A 16716-nucleotide genomic window follows, 5' to 3' on the forward strand; every position below is an offset into this window, starting at 1 on the left:
AAGAAAAAAATAGCCTAATCTCGATGTTAGGTATATAATGGGGCGATGGGACGTAAAGTCTACAAAAAGCATGTTTGTATATTAATGTTGAGGTGTGAAAAAATGATAAAGAAATATTGTATAAATCTAGTATGTTCTGGTATTCTAGGACTCACTTTTTTGATGGGACAAGGTTCTTATGCCCATGCACAAACGGCTTCTTCTACCAATTCAACGAGTGTGGAAAGTAATACAGCAACTGTTGCTAGCTCACATGATGTTAATAAAGCAGAATTTGTACAAAATACACTACCCCAAACAGGTGTAGAAGCAAACCATTCAGGTTTATATTTTTCAATTGCAGGGTTCTTTTTATTATTGGCTTTGATTACAAGTCGTTCTAAAACAGCAAATCGTAGCAATGAAAAAACTAAAAATAAATAAATTAGTCTATTTAAGACAAAAAGCTATTGATGTATATATACATCAATAGCTTTTTTATTACAGATTTGCATTTTTATTTATCCAATAAAGCTGATAGTTCGCGCGATTTAGCTTCCGCATTTTGTACACAGGCCATAATAATTTCTTTGAAATCATGTTCTTCTAATGCTTTAATGCCTGCTTCTGTTGTTCCGCCGGGACTTGTCACTTTCCTTCTTAATTCGCTAGGCTCTTCATCGGTTTGTTTTAACATTTCTGCAGCGCCGGCAATCGTTTGAACAGCTAAATTGCGTACTGTTTTTTGGCTTAACCCAAATTTCATACCAGCCTGTTCGAAAGCCTCGACCAAATAGTATAGATAGGCAGGACCGCTGCCCGATAATGCCGTGACTGCATGCAACTCATCTTCCTCGACTTCAATAACTAATCCAATGGCTTCAAGCATGCCTATAAATACGTCTTTTTGTGAATCAGTAACTAAGCGATTAAACGCTATACCACTTGCAGACATGCCAATTGAAGCAGATGTGTTTGGCATGACCCGCACAACAGGGCGTTTGCCAAGTTTCTCTTCAATGGACTGCATAGAGACACCAGCTGCCACCGATAACACAGTGGTATTTGCACCTAGATAAGGAAATAGATTCTCCATCGCTCCTTGGATATCTTTTGGTTTCATAGCGAGGATTAAAAGATCTGCTTTCGCTAAAATGGCGCGATCTTCACAGACGATTTGGACTCCATATTTATGAGCAATTTTTTGTAGCTTTTCTTTATCCGATTTATTCATAACGTACATGTTTCTCGGCGGTACGACACCTTCTTTCACAAAGCCCTGAATGATTGCTTCTGCCATTGCTCCAACGCCTGCAAATACAATTGTCTCCATATAATCGCCTCCTACATGTAATTTTTCTATAAGCGCGGAAATTATACTTGCAAATAAAAAAGCATTTTCATCCTAACTAAAAAGGACGAAAATGCAAAATCCGCGGTACCACCTTGTTTCGCTGCGAGTGCAGCACAACTATTGCCCTTTATCGCAGAGTTACGGCTATGTTTGCATAGCAGCTCGGAAGCAGGTTCCAAAGAAATTTGAATATGCAGCTTTCAGCACGGGGCCGCATTCTCTTGAAACAAATTTTCTGTGTACTATTCTTCGTCTTCGCTTTTAGATATGTAAATGAGATTATAGGCAAAATTGTTAAATCTGTCAAATCAAATGAATGACGATTCCTCTAAAAAGAGATACAATAAAGTGAATAGTAATTCATTTAAGCAAAAGGGGTTTTGGTATGATACAAAAAATAACGACACCTGTTCCATACCCAGAAGGAACGGTTAACTCATATTTACTAAAAGATGATGCGCTTTCCATTATTGATGTAGGAACCAAAACAAGTGTTGCTTTAGAAGCAATGGAAGCGGGAATAAAAAATGCCGGTTATCAAATGACTGATATTGAACAAGTAATTCTAACGCATCACCATCCAGACCATATTGGTTTAATTGATGCATTTCCTAACGCCAAAGTATTAGGGCATGTTTATATAGATGCGTGGCTACGACGTGACCCCGTTTTCCTTAATTCACATTATGATTTTTACCTCGATCGGATGAAAGAGGAAGGGGTACCAGAAAAATACTTTGGATGGGTTAAAAAAATGACTCGTTCGATAGAAATGCTTGGGGAGCGTACTTTGACCGACCTTATTCATGAAGGAGATGAAATACCAGGTCATCCTGGACTCGTTGCAATAGAAACACTAGGTCATGCACAAAGTCATTTTGCTTTTTGGAACGAAAAGAAAAGATGTATTTTTGGTGGTGACCTGCTCCTGGATCGTATCGCTTCTAATCCGTTAATAGAACCACCGTTGAATCCAAAGTCTAAAAGAGCTAAGTCATTGTTACAATATAACAATTCATTGAAAAAACTATTAACATTACCAATAGATGTCCTATACAGTGGACATGGTGGCGATATTCATAATGTTTCAGAACTAGTGAATGCAAGGCTTGAAAAGCAGCATCTTCGAGCAATGAAAGTATTAAGTTTATTAGAAGGAAAGCCTCAAAATACATTTGAGCTGACTAAAATAATCTTCCCTACACATTATGAATCACAACTGGGTCTGACCCTTTCCCAAACAATCGGTCAAATCGATTATTTGCTAGATTGTGAGTTAATTAGAGAAGAAACGGATTCCAATGGAGTATTTTGGTATGAAAAAAAATAAAACCATTTTGGTTACTGGTGCAACGTCTGGAGTAGGACGTCTCATTGCATTAAAGCTTGCTGAACGTGGTGATAATATAATTGCAACAGGCCGAAATTTATCGGCTTTAGAAGAGATCCGTTCAAAAGGTATTACCGTAATACAAAGTGATTTATCAAATGCAGAAGGTGTGTTGGGGTTAGTAAATCAGTTGCCAGAGCTAGATGTTGCAATTTTTTCAGCTGGTATTGGTACATTTGAGTATGCCACAGAAACAGAGAATCAGGATATTATGGACATGATTTCAGTGAACGTACAGGCACCCATTTTATTAACGAAGTATTTAGCTGCAAAAATGAAAGAAGAAAAAGGATACGGTCAGCTGATTTATATAGGCTCGCAAGCAGGGAAAGTAGCAACTCCAAAGTCCGCTATCTATGCAGCGACAAAACATGCACTCATTGGTTATACTAATGCATTGCGAATGGAGCTGAAACCCTATTGCATTGCTGTAACCTGTATACATCCAGGTCCTATTGATACACCGTTTCTAGATAAAGCGGACCGTACAGCCTCCTATAGGAGTGCTATGAAAAACATATTACTCCAACCTGAGAAAGTGGCGGATGCTACAATCCGTACAATAGGAACAAGAATTAGGGAAGTCAATTTGCCGAGAGTTATGGGCATTACAAGCAAATTTTATGCTGTAGCACCGGCGTTGATTGAGAAGCTGGGGAAGAGTTTTTTTTATAAAAAGTAAGAGTTTTATTCTTATAGCGGTGATACGTACTATACGTATTACCGCTATTTTTGTGTTTTGAAAATGAAGATTTCCTATGTGGATAGTACTGAATGAAATTTGAGTAAAAAAGACTGATTCAAGTGAAAAAACAAATAATTTATTAAAATGCATGAACATTCACTTGAATTAATAAATATTACATGTTAACATAAATGCATAAATATAAAATAAATATGTATAAAAATACATAAAGGAGGAATGGGCAATGTCAAAAAAAGTAGTATTAGCTTATTCAGGAGGCTTGGATACATCTGTAGCAATCCAATGGTTGAAGGACAAAGGATATGAAGTGGTTGCTTGTTGTTTAGATGTAGGGGAAGGTAAGGACTTGGATTTTGTAAAGAACAAAGCACTCGAGGTCGGTGCTTCAGAGTCGTATATGGTAGATGCGAAAGATGAATTTGCAGAGGAATATGCGCTCCTCTCATTACAAGGTCATACATGGTATGAACAAAAATATCCGCTTGTATCAGCATTATCAAGACCGCTTATTTCAAAAAAACTCGTTGAAATTGCAGAAAAAACAGGAGCAACTGCAGTGGCACATGGTTGTACAGGGAAAGGGAACGACCAAGTTCGTTTTGAAGTATCTATACAATCTTTAAACCCAGATTTAGAAGTATTGGCGCCTGTGAGAGAATGGGCATGGAGTAGAGAGGAAGAGATTGATTATGCAAAATCTAAAAACATTCCTATTCCTATCAATTTAGATAGCCCCTTTTCAATCGATCAAAATCTCTGGGGACGTGCAAATGAATGTGGCATATTAGAAGATCCTTGGGCAGCACCGCCAGAAGATGCGTATGAGTTGACTGTATCCCTAGAAGATGCGCCTGAAACAGCAGATACATTAGAAATTGAATTTGTAAAAGGAGTACCTGTTGCAATCGATGGAGTAGAGTATAAGTTGGCAGATCTGATTTTAAAACTAAATGAACTAGCAGGCAAACATGGAGTTGGACGCATTGACCATGTGGAAAATCGTTTAGTTGGTATTAAATCACGTGAGGTATATGAAGTGCCTGGTGCTCACACTCTTCTTCTTGCGCATAAAGAATTAGAAGATTTAACGCTGGTAAAAGAATTGGCTCATTTCAAACCAGTAGTCGAGAAGAAGTTAACCGAATTAATTTATGAAGGTCTTTGGTTCTCACCATTACGTATTGCCATAGAAGCCTTTATTAAAGAAACGCAGAAGTTTGTTAACGGCACCGTACGCGTTAAATTGTTTAAAGGTCATGCAATTGTAGAAGGTCGTAAATCACCTAACTCTTTATATGATGAAAAGCTAGCTACGTATACAAAAGATGATGCTTTTAATCATAATTCAGCGATTGGATTTATTGAGTTATTTGGTCTTCCTACAAAAGTTAATGCTATGATCAACAACAAGGAAACTAAGAAGGTGCAAGTATGAGCAGCAAGCTATGGGGAGGGCGCTTCCAAAAATCAGCCGAACAATGGGTAGATGAATTCGGCGCATCCATCAGCTTCGATCAAGAATTAGTCTTGGAAGATTTGGAAGGAAGTATTGCCCATGTAACGATGCTCGGTACTACGGGAATTCTTAACCACGAAGAAGTTGTCGCTATCAAAAAGGGCCTTCATACACTACAGAAGAAGGCAGAAGAAAATGAGCTCCACTATTCCGTTGAGCAAGAAGATATTCATCTAAATCTAGAAAAAATGCTAATCGATATTGTAGGCCCTGTAGGTGGAAAATTGCATACGGGACGAAGTAGAAATGACCAAGTTGCAACGGATATGCATCTGTTTTTAAAAAGACACGTAAAGAAAACAATTGCTCTTATCATATCTTTGCAAAATACAATTATTGAAAAGTCAAAAGAACATATTGAAACGATAGCTCCTGGTTATACTCATTTGCAACGTGCTCAGCCTATCTCGTTTGCGCATCATTTAATGGCCTATTTTTGGATGCTTGAAAGAGATAAGTCACGGTTTAGTGAGTCAATCAGCAGAATTGATCTATCACCTCTAGGAGCAGGAGCTTTGGCTGGAACTACATTTCCAATTGATAGAGAGTTGACTGCAAATCTATTGGGATTCTCAGATATTTACCAAAATAGCATAGATGCTGTAAGCGACCGTGATTTCATAATCGAATTTTTAAGCAATAGCTCAATGCTGATGACACATTTATCTAGATTGGCGGAAGAAATTATTCTTTGGTCGAGCGAGGAATTCAGATTTATTGAATTAGATGACTCTTTTTCAACTGGCTCGAGTATTATGCCGCAGAAAAAGAATCCAGACATGGCAGAGTTAATAAGGGGAAAAACAGGCCGTGTATATGGCAATTTAATCGGTTTGCTAACGGTAATGAAAGGCTTGCCACTTGCTTACAATAAAGATTTGCAAGAAGACAAAGAAGGCATGTTTGATACACTTCATACAATTACTGGCTCACTGCGTATATTTGAGGGAATGATTCGTACTATGAACATAAACCAAGATAGTTTAAATAAAGCAGTTCATAATGATTTTTCAAATGCTACCGAATTGGCAGATTATTTAGTGACAAAAGGTTTGCCATTTAGGGAAGCACACGAAATTACGGGTAAGTTAGTATATTACTGTATAGAACATAGCAATTTTTTACTGGATTTATCATTAGAAGAGATGCAACAAGCGAGCCCTCTTATTGAAAGCGATGTATTCAAAGTATTAGCTCCTGAAACAGCAGTTAGTCGCCGTAACTCTCAGGGTGGAACAGGATTTGAAGAAGTTCGGAAGCAAATTGAAAAAGCACAAGATATCTTAAGTTCTCTAATAAGTATGTAATGAAAATCACGACCAGTTTCCAATGGGGGGCTGGTTTTTCTTCGATTTCAAGATATTGCACCAAAAAGACTTCCCTTTTCTTGTCATTCCGCCTTATAATAATAGCAATAGATTGCCCAAGTATTGAAATATTCTGTGGAAAGTATCCAAATGAGGGCCAAAAAGTATTGTGTTAAAACGAGAAAAGCCTTCTCTATAGCAAGCGTTTTAACAACTATAACTTAAATCAATAGGTGTATCATCACAAAGTTCAAAAATATGTCACACCCTAAATTTATGTTATTTCGTACAAAGTTTGTTACGATAGAAACAATAATCAAAAGGAGCGACGTACATAAATGAATACTGACGTTAATGTTTTTCTGGCGTTTGGAGCTGGATTTTTAAGCTTTATTTCGCCGTGCACGCTGCCTCTTTATCCAGCGTTTTTATCTTACATAACAGGTGTATCCTTTGATCAGCTAAAGAGTCAAAAAGGAATGATGCAAAGAAGAGCTATTTTGCATACTGTCTTTTTCTTAATTGGATTTTCAATGATTTTCATCGCTTTAGGCTTTGGAGCTTCATTTGTGAAAGGTATATTCGTAAGATATGATGAGTTAATACGCCAAGTAGGCGGAATTCTTATCGTTGTTTTTGGTTTAGTGATTACTGGCATCTTTACACCAAAATTTTTAATGAAAGACCGTAAATTTGAGTTAAAAAGTAGACCATCAGGATACATTGGGTCTATACTAATTGGGTTAGTATTTGCGGCTGGATGGACTCCATGTACCGGTCCAATTCTGGGGTCTATTATGCTATTGGGTTCTACCCATCCAGATTCAGCGATTTGGTATATGTTGGCTTATGTTTTAGGCTTTTCTATTCCTTTCTTTGTTCTTTCGTTCTTTATTTCTCGTATGAATTGGATTAGAAGAAATAGCCAAAAAATCGTTAAAGTCGGCGGCTATATTATGATAGTAGTCGGCATAGTTCTATTTTTCGATGGTATGACTTATTTTAACCGGTTAATATCGCCACTATTTGGTGGTTTCCAAGGATTCTAGTTTAGGAATGGTGATGGGGTGAAAAGGTGTCAACAGTCTTAGTAGTAGATGACGCAGCATTCATGCGTCAAGCGATATCAGGCATGCTAGTAGAAGCGGGATTTCAAGTTGTTGGTGAAGCAGTAAATGGCAAAGAAGCAATTGAGCAATACCTTAAGTTGAACCCTGATATTGTCACGATGGATGTGACAATGCCTATTATGTCTGGTTTGGAAGCAACGAAAGAAATCATAAAAGAAGATCCTAATGCTAAAATTTGTATGGTAAGTGCATTAGGCCAACAAAAATTGATCCTTCAAGCGCTGAAATATGGAGCAAAGGATTTTGTTATTAAACCTTTTGAGAGGGAACGTTTAGCCGCAACTATACGTCAAATGACCGAATAATTATTAAAAGATAGGTGACCTTTATGCTACAATCCATACCTTCTCAATATATGTTGGTAGGCTCAACAGTGGCTGTCGTATTCATGGGCATCATGATGATGTTTATCCGTGCAAGATCTGCTAAAAAGCCTGCAAGTGCAAGGAAGATAATTATACCGCCAATTGCTATGTCTACAGGTGCTTTAATGTTTTGTTTTGATTATTTCCGAGTGCCGTGGCCGCAAGTATTTGAGGTAGTTATAGTTGGAGTGATTTTTTCAACAGTATTGATTGCTACTTCTAAATTCCATATTGTCGATGGAGATGTATATCTAAAACCATCAAAAGCTTTCTTCTTTATTTTAATAGGGTTGTTGATAATACGAACTGTTGTTAAAGTTTATTTAAGCAACACTATCCATTTAGGAGAGCTTGGAGGAATTTTCTTCTTGCTTGCATACTCTATGATTGCACCTTGGCGTATAGCTATGTTGATCCAATACAAAAAGTTGGAAAAACAATTACATTTACAGCAACAGCCATAAATAACAAAAGGTTCTTTTCCCTAAAGGAAAAGAACCTTTTGTTATTCTAAAATATCTTCGTATGGGGATATATCAATTTGCATTTGATTAAGTTTTTTGCGCAAAAACTTATGATCCCTTTTCGGTGAGGCCTGTATGTATCCTCTAATGATGAGGTCCATGTTAATTTTTTTTGCTCTTTCTTCAAGAGCAAGCTCACCAATTTTTCCAGCTATCTTTTGTTTTGCTACATCTCGGAATAAATCTGGAACTGGGCTTACTAGCTCATTTAGCAACGCTTTTTCTTCTGGCTGCCACATGTGCAAAGTTTTTTGTACATAGTAATCTTGCCAATCTAGTGTGGATTTGCCATCATCTTTTGGCATAGATTTTAAAAACTTGCGGAACATGAAAAAACCACCAATAGCAAATAGACCAACGAGTACAACTACCCAAAATAATATAAAGACTAAAAACCAGCCGTTTAACACACTATTCACCTCATCACCATTATAAAAGGAAAGTAATAAATTTGCATCTATTAGTCTCCTTTTCACTAGAAATGTCTATATAGGAAATAAGGAGGGGGAGTAATTGAATACCTTTTATAATTGAACTTCAGGAAAGTTAAGTTGCTCAATGGATGGAGAGTGATTTTCCGTTAAAGAATTAAAGAAGCTATTTGTGTTAAAGAGGTAGGAGCTTTAATAAGGGAGGAGGAAATGCGTTGGCTGAATGGGTCTCACTCATACAAGAAATAGGTTTCCCTATTTTTGTGTCATTCTATCTCATGCATCGAGTGGAAACCAAGTTACAAGCAATTCACGAGGCACTCTTAGATTTGAAGTAGAAGATTCACAAAGTTGACCAAAGAATTTTTTTGTGCGAGTCTATTCTATGATACAATTTAGTTAGGAATATCGTACATGAGGTGAAAGTTATATGAAAAAAATACTATTCTTACCATGCTTATTAATCGTATCGGCGATTTTATTATCTGCATGCGGCGGTGGCAATTTTAAGGCTGAAACAGATTGGAAAGTACAAAATTTTAACTATACCAACCAAAATGGTGAGAAAGTTTCACTCGACAGCTTAAAGGGAAAACCTTGGCTTGCCATGTTTATCTTTACGAGCTGTACAACAGTGTGTCCACCGATGACTATGAATATGACAGCGATTCAAAAGGATTTTAAAGAAAAGGGATTAAAGGATTATAATATTGTCGGCTTTAGTGTGGACCCTAAAACAGATACACCTGAAAAGCTTAAAAAATATTTAAAACAATATCCTGTTCCAGACACTTCTAAATGGGACCTACTTACAGGGTACTCACAAGATGATATTGCTAATCTTGCACTTAAATCCTTTAAAACATTTGTCAAAGATGATCCTAACTCCAATCAAGTAATTCACGGGTCAAGTTTTTTCCTAGTTAACCAAGAAGGCGTCGTTGTTAAGAGTTATAGTGGTTATAAAGAAGTACCATATGATACGATTGCTGTAGATATGGAAACAATCATTGAAGATGGAAAATAATTAAATTGAAATTATCTTTATAAATATTTTAAAACCAAATTGAACCCAATCATCGCGTAAAAATGGCGCGTGGATTGGGTTTTCTTTATTTCTTACTAAACCCCAAGTATAAATAAAAGACGAATCATATAAGTCAGATTGTATATGTTCGCCTTTCCTGTTCCATTTAAGTATTCTTTTTTTGATTTTCTTTTAGCAAATCTCTTATGTCTTTCAAAACATCTTCTGTAGTCTCCACTGGTACATCATCTGCTGTTTCTTCTTTTTTACGAAATTCAAGTTTCGAGGCTATTTTTGTCACGAAAAAGATGGAAAAAGCGATAATAAAGAAATCTACAACATTTTGAATAAAAACACCATACATGATTTTATGGTAATGTAACTCTTTAAATTCTACTTTTCCAAGGAAAAGTGCAAAAATCGGCATAATAATATCATTCACTAAAGAAGAGACAATCTTGCTAAAAGCTCCACCGATTATTACCCCTATAGCTAACTGTATGACATTACCCTTTAAAGCAAACTTCTTAAAATCTTCCCACAAACTAATTTCCTCTTTCTATTTAAAGTCACACCCATCATATCAAATCTAGTAATTCACCTCTAGGTAAAACACTTATTTCATGATAATATTAATATTTGACGATTATTTATTAGAATAGAGGTTGTATATATGAATAAAGTTTTTGCCGCTGTCTTATTAGCAACGGCGCTGGCAGCGATTGAAGGGACAATCGTATCGACTGCCATTCCAAGTATTACCTCAGACCTCTCAGGGGCTGAACTTATTAGTTGGATTTATTCTGCTTATTTACTAACATCCGCGATTGCCGCTATTATTTTTGGTAAATTAGCAGATTTATTTGGCCGAAAAAGAATGATCATGATAGGTATTAGTATTTTCTTATTAGGTTCCTTATTGTGTGGTATCGCGACTTCAATGGAAATGCTCATTATCTTCCGTGCTATTCAAGGGATTGGAGCAGGATCCATTTTACCGATTACCTTAACTATTGTTGGCGAACTCTTCGAAACAGAGAAAAAACGCGCAAAAGGACAAGGATATATCAGTATGGTATGGGGAGTTGCCGGAGTTGTAGGTCCGTTGATTGGGGGCTTCATAGTCGATCAATTAACATGGCACTTTATCTTCTTGCTAAATATACCATTTGGACTCGGTGCTATATTTTTAATTGCTAAATACTATGAAGAAGAACGTGTAATTGTCAAACGCTCAATCGACTATGCTGGGGCATTTCTTTTCTCTGTTGGAATGGTCTCCTTGCTATATGCTCTGATTACAGGGAGTAATACACAAGAATGGCTTACAGTCAAACAAATTATTATGTACATTCTAGCTTTATTATTCTTAGGTTTATTTATTGCTGTTGAGAGACGGGCAAGTGAGCCAATTATCCCACTTTCATTATTTAAAAATAAGAAGTTAAATATAGTTAATGGCTTGACGTTATTTTGCTTTGGTATCGTCATTAGCTTATCGGCATACTTGCCAGTATATGCACAAGCTGTTTTAGGAAAAAACGCTACTGCAGCTGGTTTAATGCTAACGCCGTTATCAGTGATGTGGACAGTTGGCGCCATCATTGCAGGTAATTTAATTGGACGTGTTACAAGTAAAACAAACATTATGACAGGTACTGTCTTTTTATTGATTGCGACATTTATGCTGATGTTCTTATCTTCTACAACACAACCGTTATTTGTCTATCTATCAACAGGGCTTTTAGGACTTGGCATGGGTTTTATCGCACCAATGCTAATTATTACAGTACAAGCCTCTGTAAAAAAAGAACAGTTTGGAATTGGAATAGGTTTGAATTCGTTCACGAATACATTTAGCCAATCTATTGGTGCAGCAGTTTTTGGTGTACTGTTCAATACTGCTACAAGTAGTAAACTTGCTGACATGCATGCAAGCCATATCAATTTAAACGGTACATTTGACACGAAGTTATTTTCGCCAGAACAAATCGAAAGTATTATAAATATTATAGCTGGCGGCATTCACTCTGTTTATACAGGGGCGTTTATTTTTGCGATTATAGGATTTATTTTCTCCATCTTTATCGCTAAAAGAAAAACCGAAGCATAACAAAAAGAAACCCATTAAACGAGTAATTGTTTAATGGGTTCTTTTTTTATAAAACATTCGCGCCCAAAGCTTCTTTGAAGTGTCTTAGAGCCCATTTATGGCCATCTTCGTTAAAGCTTGCAACTGCATCAGAATAAATATGGAGGTGATATCCTAAATTGTAAGCATCGACAGCTGTATGTAATACACAGATATCTGTACACACGCCAGCCAAATATAATTCATTAATTTTTCTTTCTCGTAATAGCAGTTCCAAATTGGTTCCGGCAAAAGAGCTATAACGTGTTTTGTCCATCCATTTGACATTAGGCAGGTGTTTTATCTCTTCGTACAGAGTCTGGACGCTATGGTATAATTCTCTGCCTTTTGTTCCCCTTATATTATGAGAAGGAAAAAGTGCAGTTTCTGGATGGAATTGATCATTTTCTTCATGCAAATCACAAGCAAAAATCACTAGCTCTCCTTTGTTTACAAATTCATTAATGTGTTCAATCATCTTTTCTTCAATCATTTGTCCAGGGTCTCCACAAGTAAGCAACCCATCTGTAGCTACAAAATCATACGTATAGTCAATAATAATTAATGCTTTCTCCATTTAATAAACAGCTCCTTTGTGTCTTTACATATATCATGACATAATTGAAGGGTAATTACGAAAAAACTCAAAATAAAAAATATTTTGCATATTTATATTTTCTAGACTATAATAACAAAAAACAAGAAGGGTGTTGGAGCTAATGGATCAAACTGTAGGAAAAAAGTTAAATAAGCAAGCATTGCTCTTTGTTTTTATACATTCTATCTTCTTTCTAAATCTTGCTTTTGATTTTATCGAAATCCCGATTCATTAAAATAAACATGAATAAAAGATGATCTTCTAGGCTTTTCTTATGCAGATTACTGCGCAAGGGAAGCTTTTTTTATAAGGTTATATTTATGGAGAAGCGAAAGTTGTCGAAAAAAACATTGACACTTTCGACAATTTTAAATTATATTTCTAGTATAAAGTTTTAGAAATCAGTAGGCTGACACTTTATTTTAGGTCGCTTTATTGTATAGCGGTTTGAAAACTATATTTGTAGAACACAATGATTAGCAAATTTGCTGCTTTAAAGCCTCATACTAATAAATGTTACCGCTTACAAAGGGGTGTTCTGATTGACTTTGCAACAAGATGAACAAAAAGTGTTGGTTAAACAAGGGGAAATATCTGCGGGAGCACAGGAAGAAACACATTTAAAGAGAAAATTAAAATCTCGCCATCTGACAATGATTTCAATTGGCGGTGCGATTGGTACTGGTTTATTTTTAAGCAGTGGTTCAGCCATTCATACAGCAGGGCCAGGTGGAGCGCTGCTCGGTTATATGTTAGTTGGAGCAATGGTCTATTTTGTTATGACAAGCTTAGGAGAAATGGCTGCATATATGCCAACAAGTGGATCGTTTAGTTCATACGCCTCCAAGTTTGTTGACCCTGCTTTTGGATTTTCAATAGGTTGGTTGTATTGGTTTAACTGGGCAATGACAATTGCTGCGGAATTGACCGCATCTACAATGATTATGAAATTTTGGTTTCCGGATAGCCCCTCATGGATCTGGAGCGGCGCATTTTTAGCTATTATATTCTTGCTAAATTATTTATCAGTTAAAGGCTATGGTGAAGGTGAGTATTGGCTATCGTTAATCAAAGTTAGTGCTATTGTTATTTTCTTAATTGTCGGAGTCTTAATGATTTTCGGAATTATGGGTGGCGAAGCAGTAGGGTTTAAAAACTTTACAATGGGGGACGCGCCTTTCTCAGGAGGTATTCTAGGAGTATTCGTAGTCTTTATTGCGGCTGGTTTCTCCTTCCAAGGGACTGAGATTGTCGGTGTAGCAGCAGGGGAAAGTGAAGACCCTGCCAAAAATGTTCCTAAAGCAATCAAAAGCGTATTTTGGCGGATCTTGTTATTCTACGTTTTTGCTATCTTTGTAATAGGATTATTAATTCCATATACAAATGCCAATTTACAAAATGATTCAGTTATGGTGAGTCCATTTACATTAGTATTGAAAAAAGCAGGGATTGCTTTCGCTGCGTCTCTTATGAATGCAGTTATATTGTCTGCCGTATTATCAGCAGGAAATTCAAGTGTCTACGCTTCAACTCGTATGCTGTTTTCAATGGCGAAGGAGGGACAAGCACCTCGAATTTTTGGTAAATTAAATAAACGCGGTGTACCAGTAGTGAGTATGATTTTCACTTGTGCAATTGGCGCACTTGCATTCTTAGCATCATTTTTCGGTGATGGAACTGTTTACTTGTGGTTAATGAATGCCATTGGTATTACTGGATTTATATTCTGGTTAGGTATTTCAGTGAGCCATTATCGTTTCCGGAAAGGATTTTTAGCGCAAGGGCATTCATTAGATGAATTACCTTATCGTGCCAAGTGGTTCCCGATTGGACCGATTTTCGCAGTTGCATGCGGTATAATTGTGATTATTGCACAAAACTTCCAAGCCTTTTTAGCTGATAAAGTTGACTGGGGAAGTGTAGTAGCAGCTTATCTAGGTATCCCATTATTTTTAATCTTGTTCTTTGGTTATAAATTTGTCAGAAAGTCTAAAATTGTTAAACCAGAGGAAATGGATTTTACGTTTAAAGATTAACGATAAAAAGAAGCAGGTATATTCCTGCTTCTTTTTTTGTTGATTAAAATGAAAAGGCTTTCATATTTTTATTGACAACAGCTAGAAAACATATTATGATTAAACAAATGTTTGGTTAATAAACATATGTTTGAAAGGTGATAAGATGCCTGAAAAAATAACTGATAAAGAGCAGTTGATTTTGAATGCAATACGCAAGAATCCTTATGTGTCGCAGCAAGAGCTTGCAGAGATGTTAGGCTTATCGCGTCCATCAATTGCTAATATGATTTCTGGTTTAACTAAACGAGGTAATATTTTGGGTAGGGCCTATATTTTAAGTGAATCCGAACAAATCATATGTGTTGGCGGAGCCAATATTGATCGTAAATTTCATATCAAAGATAGCGCTCAACTAGGCACTTCGAATCCAAGTTACACTACCCAAAATGCTGGAGGAGTAGCCCGTAATATTGCAGAGAATTTAGGAAGACTTGGTTGTGATGTGTCGCTGTTATCTGCAAGTGGTCTTGATATGGATTGGTCATTCATTGAAGACGCATCATCTCTTTATATGAAGCTTGATACAGTAGCTAAATTCCCTGAAAAGGCAACAGGTTCTTATACTGCTGTTTTGGATGCACAGGGTGAATTAATAATAGCCCTTGCAGATATGGAAGTATATGAAGCTATCACGCCTGATTTGCTGTTGAAAAATGAAGCTTTATTAAGTCAATCCAAATGCATTGTGGCAGATTTGAATTGCCCTAAGGAAACCATCCAATTTTTGTGCAGCTTTGCTAAAAGTCATAACTTGCCAATTGTAATAATTCCTGTTTCATCTCCGAAAATGAATCGCTTGCCAGATGATTTGGCAGGGGTATCATGGATAATTACCAACCGAGATGAATCGGAAACTTACTTTAATACTGAAATTAAAACAAATGAAGATTGGAAAAAGGCTGTTGAAAAGTGGCTAGATTTAGGTATTGCTAATGTAGTCATCACAAATGGCAAAGAGGGGTCTATGATAGGTAATAGAAATGAAGGAATCCTACATATCCCACCCATCCCAGTCGATGAAATTGCTGATGTAACAGGAGCGGGAGATGCGTTTTCATCTGCTGTAATTTACTCTTGGCTAGAAGGAAAACCTTTAACCGAAATAGCTAGAGCTGCAAGTGTGAATGCTTCAAAAACATTAGCATCTCCATATACGGTTAGACAAAATTTATCCGCAATACAATTACAAAAAGACATGGAGGAATTATCATGAATGAATACATCACTTTATCTGAGGAAGTACGTGCAGCAAAAGAACAAGGGAAACCAGTAGTGGCTTTAGAGTCAACCATTATCTCTCATGGCATGCCTTATCCGCAGAATGTAAAAACAGCTCGTGAAGTAGAGCAAATAATCCGTGATAATGGGGCAGTCCCAGCAACAATTGCTATAGTGGATGGAAAAATAAAAATTGGCCTATCAGATGAGGAATTAGAAATGTTCGGCAAGAGCTCAGATGTAGCGAAAGCGTCACGCCGTGATTTAGCTTATTTGCTTGCTACAAAAAAACTTGGAGCAACTACTGTAGCTGCAACAATGATTTGTGCAGAAGTAGCTGGAATCAATATATTTGTTACGGGTGGTATTGGCGGTGCTCATAGAGGTGCTGAAAACACCATGGATATTTCAGCAGATTTAGAGGAATTGGGTCAAACAAATGTGGCAGTAGTTTGTGCTGGAGCTAAATCTATTCTAGACTTAGGATTAACTATGGAATATCTTGAAACAAAAGGTGTACCGGTAATCGGTTATAACACGGACGTACTACCAGCTTTCTATACACGCAAAAGCGAATTCCCCGTCAACTTTAAAGCAGAAGATGTAGAGACAATTGCTTCAACATTAAAAGTGAAATGGGATTTAGGCCTTAAAGGCGGAGCTGTTATTGCCAATCCAATTCCTGAAGAATATGCAATGGACGAATCTGTAATTAATGAAGTGATTGAATCTGCATTAAAAGAAGCAGAAGAAAAACAAATTACGGGTAAAAATGTAACTCCTTTCTTATTAGGAAAGGTAAAAGAACTAACAAAAGGTAAAAGTCTTGATGCCAACATTGCATTAGTGAAAAATAATGCAGTGATTGGTGCAAAACTAGCTGTCAACTACAATCAACTTTAAGTATTAACAAATTAGATAAATAGAATAGAAAATGAGTGGCCTTAATCTGAAAGATTAAG

Annotated in this window: 18 protein-coding genes and 1 other annotated feature; of the genes, 14 read left to right on the forward strand and 4 right to left on the reverse strand. The window is 36.6% G+C overall.

The genetic code is table 11. The annotated features are described in order from the left end of the window. Positions 1–102: 102 nt before the first annotated feature. Positions 103–423 (forward strand): LPXTG cell wall anchor domain-containing protein, encoded by a 321-nt coding sequence (locus AC6CHJ_RS06510; protein WP_184117491.1) that lies wholly within the window; start codon positions 103–105, stop codon positions 421–423. A gap of 73 nt (positions 424–496) precedes the next feature. On the opposite strand, the gene proC is transcribed toward AC6CHJ_RS06510, so the two are convergent. Further along, positions 497–1312 carry a pyrroline-5-carboxylate reductase gene (proC, locus tag AC6CHJ_RS06515; RefSeq protein ID WP_147193526.1) on the reverse strand — a complete coding sequence of 272 codons (816 nt, stop codon included), beginning with the start codon at positions 1310–1312 and terminating at the stop codon, positions 497–499. Between the two features lie 78 nt (positions 1313–1390). Beyond that, positions 1391–1598 (reverse strand) — a binding site (T-box leader). A 120-nt stretch (positions 1599–1718) separates the two neighbouring features. Between proC and AC6CHJ_RS06520 the strand changes: the two genes are divergently transcribed. The 7 genes from AC6CHJ_RS06520 (at position 1719) to AC6CHJ_RS06550 (ending at position 8211) form a co-directional block, all read left to right on the forward strand. After that, positions 1719–2663, forward strand: coding sequence for an MBL fold metallo-hydrolase (locus AC6CHJ_RS06520; RefSeq protein WP_147193525.1), 945 nt, complete (start codon positions 1719–1721; stop codon positions 2661–2663). Further along, entirely contained in the window at positions 2650–3405 is a 756-nt protein-coding gene (locus tag AC6CHJ_RS06525; protein ID WP_249775912.1) for an SDR family NAD(P)-dependent oxidoreductase, read from the forward strand. The genes AC6CHJ_RS06520 and AC6CHJ_RS06525 overlap by 14 nt, the downstream gene beginning before the upstream one ends. A 247-nt stretch (positions 3406–3652) precedes the next feature. Continuing rightward, positions 3653–4864, forward strand: a complete 1212-nt coding sequence (locus AC6CHJ_RS06530; RefSeq protein WP_147193523.1) for an argininosuccinate synthase — start codon at positions 3653–3655, stop codon at positions 4862–4864. Further along, on the forward strand, positions 4861–6252 hold the full coding sequence (gene argH / locus AC6CHJ_RS06535) for an argininosuccinate lyase (protein ID WP_147193522.1): 1392 nt from the start codon (positions 4861–4863) through the stop codon (positions 6250–6252). Before AC6CHJ_RS06530 ends, argH begins: the two co-directional genes overlap by 4 nt. 338 nt (positions 6253–6590) lie before the next feature. After that, positions 6591–7301 (forward strand): cytochrome c biogenesis CcdA family protein, encoded by a 711-nt coding sequence (locus AC6CHJ_RS06540; RefSeq protein WP_147193521.1) that lies wholly within the window; start codon positions 6591–6593, stop codon positions 7299–7301. Between the two features lie 26 nt (positions 7302–7327). Continuing rightward, on the forward strand, positions 7328–7687 hold the full coding sequence (locus AC6CHJ_RS06545) for a response regulator (protein WP_184117490.1): 360 nt from the start codon (positions 7328–7330) through the stop codon (positions 7685–7687). Between the two features lie 23 nt (positions 7688–7710). Then, positions 7711–8211, forward strand: a complete 501-nt coding sequence (locus AC6CHJ_RS06550; RefSeq protein WP_147193520.1) for a CcdC family protein — start codon at positions 7711–7713, stop codon at positions 8209–8211. 41 nt (positions 8212–8252) lie between these two features. On the opposite strand, the gene AC6CHJ_RS06555 is transcribed toward AC6CHJ_RS06550, so the two are convergent. Further along, the gene (locus AC6CHJ_RS06555; RefSeq protein ID WP_066786929.1) at positions 8253–8681 is read right to left on the reverse strand and encodes a DUF2621 domain-containing protein; all 429 of its coding nucleotides are present in this window, start codon (positions 8679–8681) and stop codon (positions 8253–8255) included. Positions 8682–8917: 236 nt separating this feature from the next. Between AC6CHJ_RS06555 and AC6CHJ_RS06560 the strand changes: the two genes are divergently transcribed. Both AC6CHJ_RS06560 and AC6CHJ_RS06565 read left to right on the forward strand, forming a co-directional pair. Continuing rightward, positions 8918–9040, forward strand: coding sequence for a YvrJ family protein (locus tag AC6CHJ_RS06560; RefSeq protein ID WP_084246878.1), 123 nt, complete (start codon positions 8918–8920; stop codon positions 9038–9040). A 92-nt stretch (positions 9041–9132) separates the two neighbouring features. Beyond that, on the forward strand, positions 9133–9729 hold the full coding sequence (locus AC6CHJ_RS06565) for an SCO family protein (RefSeq protein ID WP_147193519.1): 597 nt from the start codon (positions 9133–9135) through the stop codon (positions 9727–9729). Positions 9730–9895: 166 nt separating this feature from the next. Here the strand turns inward: AC6CHJ_RS06565 and mscL are convergent, their stop codons facing one another. Continuing rightward, positions 9896–10273 carry a large conductance mechanosensitive channel protein MscL gene (gene mscL, locus AC6CHJ_RS06570; protein WP_147193518.1) on the reverse strand — a complete coding sequence of 126 codons (378 nt, stop codon included), beginning with the start codon at positions 10271–10273 and terminating at the stop codon, positions 9896–9898. Positions 10274–10402: 129 nt separating this feature from the next. Here mscL and AC6CHJ_RS06575 point away from each other — a divergent pair, with 129 nt between their 5' ends. After that, positions 10403–11842, forward strand: coding sequence for an MDR family MFS transporter (locus AC6CHJ_RS06575; protein ID WP_147193517.1), 1440 nt, complete (start codon positions 10403–10405; stop codon positions 11840–11842). A gap of 46 nt (positions 11843–11888) precedes the next feature. Here AC6CHJ_RS06575 and AC6CHJ_RS06580 read toward each other — a convergent pair whose 3' ends face one another. Continuing rightward, on the reverse strand, positions 11889–12437 hold the full coding sequence (locus tag AC6CHJ_RS06580) for a cysteine hydrolase family protein (RefSeq protein ID WP_498287730.1): 549 nt from the start codon (positions 12435–12437) through the stop codon (positions 11889–11891). 674 nt (positions 12438–13111) lie between these two features. Here AC6CHJ_RS06580 and AC6CHJ_RS06585 point away from each other — a divergent pair. The 3 genes from AC6CHJ_RS06585 to AC6CHJ_RS06595 all read left to right on the forward strand — a co-directional run bounded on the left by AC6CHJ_RS06585 (position 13112) and on the right by AC6CHJ_RS06595 (position 16657). Further along, positions 13112–14494 (forward strand): amino acid permease, encoded by a 1383-nt coding sequence (locus AC6CHJ_RS06585; RefSeq protein ID WP_249775986.1) that lies wholly within the window; start codon positions 13112–13114, stop codon positions 14492–14494. A gap of 145 nt (positions 14495–14639) precedes the next feature. After that, positions 14640–15749: a carbohydrate kinase gene (locus AC6CHJ_RS06590; protein WP_498287732.1), complete on the forward strand. Its 1110-nt coding sequence runs from the start codon at positions 14640–14642 to the stop codon at positions 15747–15749. Further along, a complete protein-coding gene (locus AC6CHJ_RS06595; protein WP_498287734.1) occupies positions 15746–16657 on the forward strand; it encodes a pseudouridine-5'-phosphate glycosidase in 912 nt (303 codons plus the stop codon). The genes AC6CHJ_RS06590 and AC6CHJ_RS06595 overlap by 4 nt, the downstream gene beginning before the upstream one ends. Positions 16658–16716: the final 59 nt, after the last annotated feature.

The organism is Rummeliibacillus sp. GQ308 (genome assembly GCF_059759115.1).